Origin of the sequence: Occallatibacter sp. (assembly GCF_036502485.1) — a bacterium.
In the GTDB taxonomy this organism is placed as follows: domain Bacteria; phylum Acidobacteriota; class Terriglobia; order Terriglobales; family Acidobacteriaceae; genus Telmatobacter.
This window is the reverse complement of sequence record NZ_DASXYM010000057.1, coordinates 1-6903: the sequence shown is the minus strand read 5'-3', so window position 1 is coordinate 6903 and position 6903 is coordinate 1. Positions and strand designations below refer to the sequence as shown.

Annotated in this window: 8 protein-coding genes; 6 read left to right on the top strand and 2 right to left on the bottom strand. The window is 63.5% G+C overall.

Translation table 11 applies throughout. From position 1 onward, the window contains the following. Positions 1–49: 49 nt before the first annotated feature. Complete coding sequence (locus VGL22_RS09130; protein WP_465266597.1) at positions 50–1039, top strand: serine hydrolase; 990 nt, start codon at positions 50–52, stop codon at positions 1037–1039. A gap of 143 nt (positions 1040–1182) precedes the next feature. On the opposite strand, the gene VGL22_RS09125 is transcribed toward VGL22_RS09130, so the two are convergent. Further along, a complete protein-coding gene (locus VGL22_RS09125) occupies positions 1183–3024 on the bottom strand; it encodes a LamG-like jellyroll fold domain-containing protein (RefSeq protein WP_465266596.1) in 1842 nt (613 codons plus the stop codon). 207 nt (positions 3025–3231) lie between these two features. Here VGL22_RS09125 and VGL22_RS09120 point away from each other — a divergent pair, with 207 nt between their 5' ends. The 5 genes from VGL22_RS09120 to VGL22_RS09100 all read left to right on the top strand — a co-directional run bounded on the left by VGL22_RS09120 (position 3232) and on the right by VGL22_RS09100 (position 6359). Continuing rightward, a complete protein-coding gene (locus tag VGL22_RS09120; protein ID WP_465266595.1) occupies positions 3232–3774 on the top strand; it encodes an RNA polymerase sigma factor in 543 nt (180 codons plus the stop codon). Positions 3775–3789: 15 nt separating this feature from the next. Further along, complete coding sequence (locus VGL22_RS09115; RefSeq protein WP_465266594.1) at positions 3790–4137, top strand: hypothetical protein; 348 nt, start codon at positions 3790–3792, stop codon at positions 4135–4137. Between the two features lie 55 nt (positions 4138–4192). Continuing rightward, positions 4193–4804 carry a DUF4252 domain-containing protein gene (locus VGL22_RS09110; protein WP_465266598.1) on the top strand — a complete coding sequence of 204 codons (612 nt, stop codon included), beginning with the start codon at positions 4193–4195 and terminating at the stop codon, positions 4802–4804. After that, positions 4801–5304 carry a hypothetical protein gene (locus VGL22_RS09105; protein WP_465266593.1) on the top strand — a complete coding sequence of 168 codons (504 nt, stop codon included), beginning with the start codon at positions 4801–4803 and terminating at the stop codon, positions 5302–5304. The genes VGL22_RS09110 and VGL22_RS09105 overlap by 4 nt, the downstream gene beginning before the upstream one ends. Before the next feature lie 104 nt (positions 5305–5408). Then, complete coding sequence (locus VGL22_RS09100) at positions 5409–6359, top strand: glutamate--tRNA ligase family protein (protein ID WP_465266592.1); 951 nt, start codon at positions 5409–5411, stop codon at positions 6357–6359. 123 nt (positions 6360–6482) lie between these two features. On the opposite strand, the gene VGL22_RS09095 is transcribed toward VGL22_RS09100, so the two are convergent. Continuing rightward, positions 6483–6903 (bottom strand): aldo/keto reductase (locus tag VGL22_RS09095; RefSeq protein WP_465266591.1); only part of this gene is annotated, 421 nt, incomplete at its 5' end.

Sequence of the window (6903 nt, the reverse complement as noted above, 5' to 3'; positions counted from 1 at the left end):
GCAGCCGTGAATTGCGAAGGAGGCTGGTGCAGCAGGTTAAGCTGGCGGCATGCACAAAGCGATTCTCCGAACTTTCATCCTGGTGGCCGGTGTTCTTTCTGTTGGTTGCATGGTGCGCGCGCAGGAGGATGCCGCGCTGGATGCGGAGTTGAAAGCCATTGCCGCGCAGCATGAGGGCAAGGTTGCGCTGTTTGCGCAGAATCTCAAGACCGGGCAGACGGTTTCACTGGATGCGGACGTAGCGGTGAAGACGGCCTCGACGATCAAGATGGGGATTCTGCTGGATGCGGCGGAGCAGATTCGCGCGGGCAAGGCGAAGTTGGAAGAGAAGCTGGTGCTGGAGCATGCGAACCAGGTGGAGGGTTCGGGCGTGCTGGCGCAACTGGACACTCCGCTGGCCGTGACGCTGAAGGATGTGCTGACGCTGATGGTGATCCTGAGCGACAACACGGCGACCAACATGGCCATCGATCGACTGGGGCTGGATCAGATCAATCGCACGCTGAAGGCGGCGGGGCTGAAGCAGACGTATCTGTACAAGAAGGTCTATATGCCGGCGACCGGGCCGATGCCGGCGGATCAGCCGAAGTTTGGATTGGGCAAGACGACGGCGCGGGAGATGGCGGGAGTCATGCGGCGCTTTGCGGAGTGCCGGCTGGGGCTGGATAGCCCGGCGGCACTGCCGGGCGATGGGCCGATCTGCGGGACGATTCTGCACATGCTGCGCAACCAGCAGGATCGAGATGATATTCCGCGCTATCTGGAGTCACTGGACACGAGCGAGCATGGGTCCGCGATTGCGAATAAAACGGGAGCGCTGGACGAGGTGCGGAATGATGTGGCGCTGATCGCGACGAAGAACGGGCCGGTGGTGATGGCGGTGTTCACGTACGACAACAAGGATCAGCGCTGGACGGGGGATAACGGGGCGCAACAGATGATTGGGAAGCTGGCGGAGATGGTGGTGAAGAAATGGTCGCCGGCGGGGCTGGATGCGGGGAGCTTCTCCTGGGAGGATCCGTTGCGAGGCAGGGAATAGGGACAGGGAAGAGGGAGCAGGGACAGGGATTCCCTCCGGCAATGACAGAAGCAAAAGCAAAAGCAAAAGCAAAAGCAAGTATTTCCGCTTCGCTGCACTCAGCGTCAGGAAGACAAAGTTCTGGCAGGGCCGACTGTGCCTCTCTACTTTGCGGCCGTGCAGCCGCTTCCTGTGGTCTGTGCGGTTGAGGTCGATGAGGTGTTGTCGAGGTGGGTGAGGGCTTCGACTTCTTTGGGGTTGAGGGCGCGGCGGTAGAGGCGGACGTCGCTGACGTCGCCGTTGAAGAAGACGCCATCGTCGCGCTGGGCGCCGATGAGCAGCGGGCCTTTGCTGGCGGCCCAGGGGGCGATGCCGTGGAAGGTTTGCAGCTCGCGTCCGTTGAGGTAGATGTGGAGTTCGCCGAGGGTCTGGTCGAAGACCGCGACGGTGTGGACCCACTTGTCGACGGGGAGGCCGTCGCCACTCATCATGTAATCACTCCAGCGGCCGTTGAAGGTGGTTGCGCCCCATTGGGAGGTAGGCGTGGGGCCGAAGCCGAGGCGCCATTGCGAGCCCCAGCCAAGTGAGCTGACCTGCGAGACCCATGCGGTGTACGAGGCGGGTCCGTGAGGGCGCACCCAGGCGCTGACGGTGAGGGAGCCGGCGTTGGCGTAATCGGGGCTGGCGGGGAATTCGAGGAAATCGCCGTTGCCGCTGAAGCGCCAGGCGGAGTCGGGTTTGTCATGGCGATCGGGGGCTGACTGGGCGCCCTGGATTTTTGGCTTGCTGTCAGGGTGGCAAAGGTCGGCGGGCGGGGATGCGAGGGGCAGGTCGGCCACGAGGCCTGCGTCGAGATGAACCGCGTCGCTGTAGTCGTTGGGGACGAGGGATTTGTCGTCAAGGCCGTCGGAGAATCCGGGGAGAGCGCGGAGGCGGGCGGGGTCTTCTTTTTTGCCGCGGGCGTTGAGAGCGGCGAGCAGGTTGGCGCGCTCGATGGGATCGAAGCGGAAGTCGCTGCTGTAGCTGGAGCGGAGAAGCTGCCACGTGGAGGCGAGGCCGGTTGCGTCAGGCGAGTTGACGGCATCGAGCAGGGGACGGGCCACGGAGAGTAGGGGCAGGGACTGGGTCTCGAATGCGGAGCCGAAGCGGCGCGTCCAGGCGTGGCGGCGGCGTTGGGCCTCGCTTAAGTAGCGGCCGGGGCCGGCGTGGGCGAGCTCGTCGGCTTGGCCGAGGATTTCGAGGGCGCGGTAGAAGGCGCGGAAGCCGACGCTGCCGTGGACTTCGCCGGGAAAGATTTCGTAGTGGTACTCGATGTCGGGGCTGGGGGAGGCCTCAAAGGTCTTGGCGAAGCGCATGGCGCCCACGGCGATGTCGGCTTCTTCATTGCCGCCGGCGCCGATGAAGACGAAGTGCTGGGTTGCGGGGGGCGAGGCCAGGGCGCGGGCGAGGAGCGCGGTGAAGTGATCATCGAGGCCGTAGCTGGGGCTGAGCGCGATGTTGGCCTGAAAGACCTCGGGGCGGCGGATGAAGGCGTAGAGGGCGAACATGCCGGCGTTGGAGTGTCCGGCGAGGATGTGGTAATTGCCGGTGGAGTATTCGGACGCGATGTGGGGGATGAGCTCGTCGGCGAGAAAGGAGAGGAAGCGGTCGGATGGGCCCTGCGCGAACTCGCTGCCATTGAAGCTGGGCATGAGGTCGCGGCCGCGGTCGGTGTTAACGACGCCGACGACGACGGTAGGCGGCAGGAGATTGTTGGCGGTGAGGTTCTCCACGCCGACAGCGACTTTGCGGAAGTTCCACTCGCCGTCGAGGACAACCAGGAGCGGCATGTTGGGGACGGGCTTGGCGGGTGCGGCGATGAGCAGGTCGCGATCCTCATGGAGGACTTTGGAGGGAAGGACTTCGTGCTTGCCGATGGTGAGGTCGAAGTCGCGGGCGTGCGCGGCGAGCGTGGACAACAGAATGAAGAAGGTGAAGAGGAAGCCGGTACGGGAGCGGGACTTCATGCGCGGTGTCAGCCTTTCCGGGGGCGGCGTGCGCAGGGGCACGGATGGAGTGACTTTATGAATGACAGGACATGATAGCCGGTCGTGGGGAGGGGCGGCGGACCGGATTGCGCGGCGGGGCGGGGATGAACTTTTTTCTTTGCGGAGCGTACTTGTCTGCATCCCCGAGGGGGAATTCCTGCGGATAAGAGAGTAGACACGAAGGCGATGGCCCACGACTGGCAACAGGATTTCGAGCGACTCGTGGACGAGCATCAGTCCATGATCTATTCGCTGGCGTTGCGGATGACAGGGGATCGGGGCCTGGCGGAGGAGATTGCGCAGGATGTGTTTTTGGAACTGGACAAAAACCTGGGCAAGATAGAATCCGCGGAGCACGCCTGCTGGTGGTTGCGGCGGGTGACGATGAGCCGGGCGACGGATGCGTTGCGGCGGCGGCGGGTTCGAGGGATGGATTTGTGGGTGGCGCTGGAGGATGAGCACGGAGCACCGGCGGAGGAGAACACGGCGGGAGTGAGTGCGGCTCTGGGCGCGAGGCTGGAGTACCTGATGACGACGCTGCCAGAGGCGCAGCGGTCGGCCTTGATTCTGCGCTACCAGGAGGACATGATGCCGGAGGAGATTGCGGCCATGCTGGAGGCGCCGTTGGCGACGGTGAAGAGCAATCTGCAGCGGGGTTTAAAGCTGCTGCGGGCCAAGGCGACCAGCCAGTTGCGGGAGTTTATCCGCGGCGTGAAAACGGATGCATAAGCGGGGTTGGTGCTGATGAATGAGCTCGACGAGTTCGAACGGGAGCTGCAGCAGGCGCTGGAGCGGCGGCCAGCTCCTCCGGGGCTGAAGCGCAGGATTTTGGAGCGGCGCGCGGCGCGTCGTACGAGGCCGGTATGGCTGGGGTTTCCGCACGCGGCGATGTGGATGAGAGTGGCGGCGACGCTGCTGATTGTGGCCATTCTTGGGGGAGTGGGGATGGAATGGCGCGCGAAGAAGACGGAAGAGCGGCGCCGTGGCGAAGCGGCGCGGCAACAGGTGTTGACGGCGTTGCGTATCACCGGTCATGCGCTGGACAAGGTGCAGACGAGATTGGCAGAGCACGACCGCGACAGCGGGGAGTAGCGAGGGAGTGAGAGCGATGAGAATGCGCGGGATTGGATTGAGATGCGCGGGCGTGATGTTGGGAGCTGTGCTGACGGCGGGGGGATCGCTGGGCATGGCGCAGGCTGCCGGCTCGGGATCTGGGTCGGGGATGCCGGAGGGGCTTCCGCTGCCGCCGGCGGTTGAGAAGGAACTGGCGGCAAAGGCGGTCGATGTGACCGAGGTGACGCTGGGCAAGAACATGCTGGACTTTGCCGCGAAGTTCATGAAGGACAAGGATGAGGACGAGGCGAAGGCGCGCAAGCTGATCCAGGGGCTGAAGGGCATTTATGTGCGCGAGTACACGTTCGAGAAAGAGGGCGACTACTCGATGGACCAGATCAAGCAGCTTCGGGCCTACTTCGAGACCAGCGAGTGGTCGCCGGTGGTGCATGAGGTGGAGCGCAGGAAAGGCGCTGCGGCTGAGACCACGGATGTGATGGTGAAGACGGTGAACGGCGAGACGCAGGGGATGTTCATTTTGTCAGCCGAGCCCAAGGAACTGTCGATTGTTCTGATTCTGGGGCCGATCCGGATGGACGAACTGGGTGAGCTGCGCGGCATTGGCGGGCTGCACGTGCTCAAGGACGTGGAGAAGAGCACGAAGAAAGCGGGCAAGGAAAAGGACAAGGACGGAGGCGCGGAATGAGACGTTTCTTATTTGTCTTCGTGTGTTTCTTCGCACTGCTGGTGCCGGTGGGTGTGCTGGCTTCAGGCGGCGAGGGCGGGTTTGACGGCGTGGTGCGGTCGATTGAGACGCAGTATCACGTGCATGCCACGCGCATTCCGTTTTTGGGACTAATCAGCTTTGTATCCCGCAAGGCCACGCACGGCGGGGTGAGCAATCTGCATGTGGCGGAGTTCGAGCACTTTGACGCCGCCATGGATGGGGAAGAACTGAACCGCATGGTGCAGCAAAAGCTGGGCGCGGGTTGGGAGCGGATGATCCGCGAGACCAGGCGCAACGGGGCGGAACAGACGCTGATCTTCGTGCATCCGGAGGGCGCGCGCATGGGAATGTTTGTGCTGGATGCCGATGGGCACGACCTGAACGTGGTGCAGGTGTCCGTGGATCCGGACCATCTGAATGAGAGCGTGGGGAAGTATGACCGGCACGAGAAATCCGACAAGGACGACGATAAGGAATAGCCGGGGCTGACGAATGGCAGGAGGGAGCCGGTTCCGTTTTTGCGCGGAACCACGCCAGTTACGAATCACGCGGGCTATATGCCACCGGGTAACATGCCGATAGCATGAATGCGAACGTGGCCACCAGCGCGCCCATGTACGACCCGAAATATCGCGGGAGGCTTGCGCCTTCGCCGACGGGGTATCTGCATGTGGGGCATGCGCGCACGTTCTGGACAGCCTATCAGCGGGCGCGCGATGCGGGCGGCACGCTGGTGATGCGCATGGAAGATCTGGATCCCGAACGCAGCAGGGGCGCTTATACCGAAGCTGCCTATGAGGATCTGCGCTGGCTGGGGATTCGCTGGCAGGAGGGGCCTGACAAGGGCGGCTCGCATGCTCCTTATGTGCAGAGCAAGCGCATGCATGTGTATACAAGCGTGTGGCGCCGGCTTTACCGGCGAGGTTTTTTATTCCCGTGCAAGTGCTCGCGCAAAGATCTGGAGGCGGCGCTGGGCGCGCCGCACGAGGCCTATGTGCGCGCGGCGCGTTCAAACGGCAAGACGGAGCCGCTGGACGACGAGCCGATTTATCCGGGCACGTGCCGCGCGAACCAGGGCTTTGTGCCGCAACTGCCGGGTCCGCACTCTGTTGATTTCGATACACCCCGGGGGATGAACTGGCGGTTTCGCGTGCCCGACGGCGAGGCGATTGAATTTGTGGATGCGAATCTGGGTCCGCAATGCTTTACGGCGGGTGTGGACTTTGGGGATTTCGCGGTGTGGCGCCGCGACGGTACGCCCAGCTACCAGCTTGCGTGCGTGGCCGACGATGCGGCTATGGGGATCACGGAGGTGGTGCGCGGGGCCGATCTGCTGAAGTCGACGGCGCGCCAGATTCTGCTGTATCGCGCGCTGGGGATCGAGCCGCCGCAGTGGTTCCACTGCCGGCTGGTGCTGGACCAGTACGGGCGCCGGCTGGCGAAGCGTAATGATGCGCTGAGTATTCGAGCGCTGCGGCAGCAGGGGCGAACGCCGATGAATCTTCTGGGGGCGGAAGTGCCGCTGAGTGCGTAGAGCAGCGATCAGCTCGTAGCTGCTTGCGGATGCGTTCAGGCATTAGGCAAAGGAAAAGGCATCAGGGGATCTCGCATGGGGAGCGGGGCGAGAACACTGATGCCTAATCCCTCATGCCTGCCTTTACACTGCCGCGGGATTGCGTTCGGGGAAGTTGCGCTGCCACCAGTAGGGGTATACGGGCGTGACAGCGCTGGCTTCGTCGAGCTTTGCGACCTGCTCCGCGGTGAGGTTCCAGCCGACCGCGCCGAGGTTCTGCTTGAGCTGCTCTTCGTTGCGAGCGCCCAGGATGACAGAGGAAATGGTGGGTCGCTGCAGGAGCCAGTTGAGGGCGATCTGGGGGACGGTTTTGCCGGTTTCTCTGGCGATCGGGTCGATGGCGTCGACCACGTTGTAGAGCAGTTCGTCAGAGACCGGGGGACCGGCCGCGGAGGTTTTGGGCAAGCGGCTTTGCTCGGGCGCGGGGTGGCCGCGGCGAATTTTGCCGGTGAGGCGGCCCCAGCCGAGGGGACTCCAGACGAGGGCGCCAATGCGCTCCTCAACA

Excerpts from the sequence above, each read along its gene's own strand:
- VGL22_RS09125 (WP_465266596.1), bottom strand. The coding sequence starts at position 3,024 with ATGAAGTCCCGCTCCCGTACCGGCTTCCTCTTCACCTTCTTCATTCTG.
- VGL22_RS09100 (WP_465266592.1), top strand. The coding sequence starts at position 5,409 with ATGAATGCGAACGTGGCCACCAGCGCGCCCATGTACGACCCGAAATAT.
- VGL22_RS09115 (WP_465266594.1), top strand. The coding sequence starts at position 3,790 with ATGAATGAGCTCGACGAGTTCGAACGGGAGCTGCAGCAGGCGCTGGAG.
- VGL22_RS09110 (WP_465266598.1), top strand. The coding sequence starts at position 4,193 with ATGTTGGGAGCTGTGCTGACGGCGGGGGGATCGCTGGGCATGGCGCAG.
- VGL22_RS09130 (WP_465266597.1), top strand. The coding sequence starts at position 50 with ATGCACAAAGCGATTCTCCGAACTTTCATCCTGGTGGCCGGTGTTCTT.
- VGL22_RS09105 (WP_465266593.1), top strand. The coding sequence starts at position 4,801 with ATGAGACGTTTCTTATTTGTCTTCGTGTGTTTCTTCGCACTGCTGGTG.
- VGL22_RS09120 (WP_465266595.1), top strand. The coding sequence starts at position 3,232 with ATGGCCCACGACTGGCAACAGGATTTCGAGCGACTCGTGGACGAGCAT.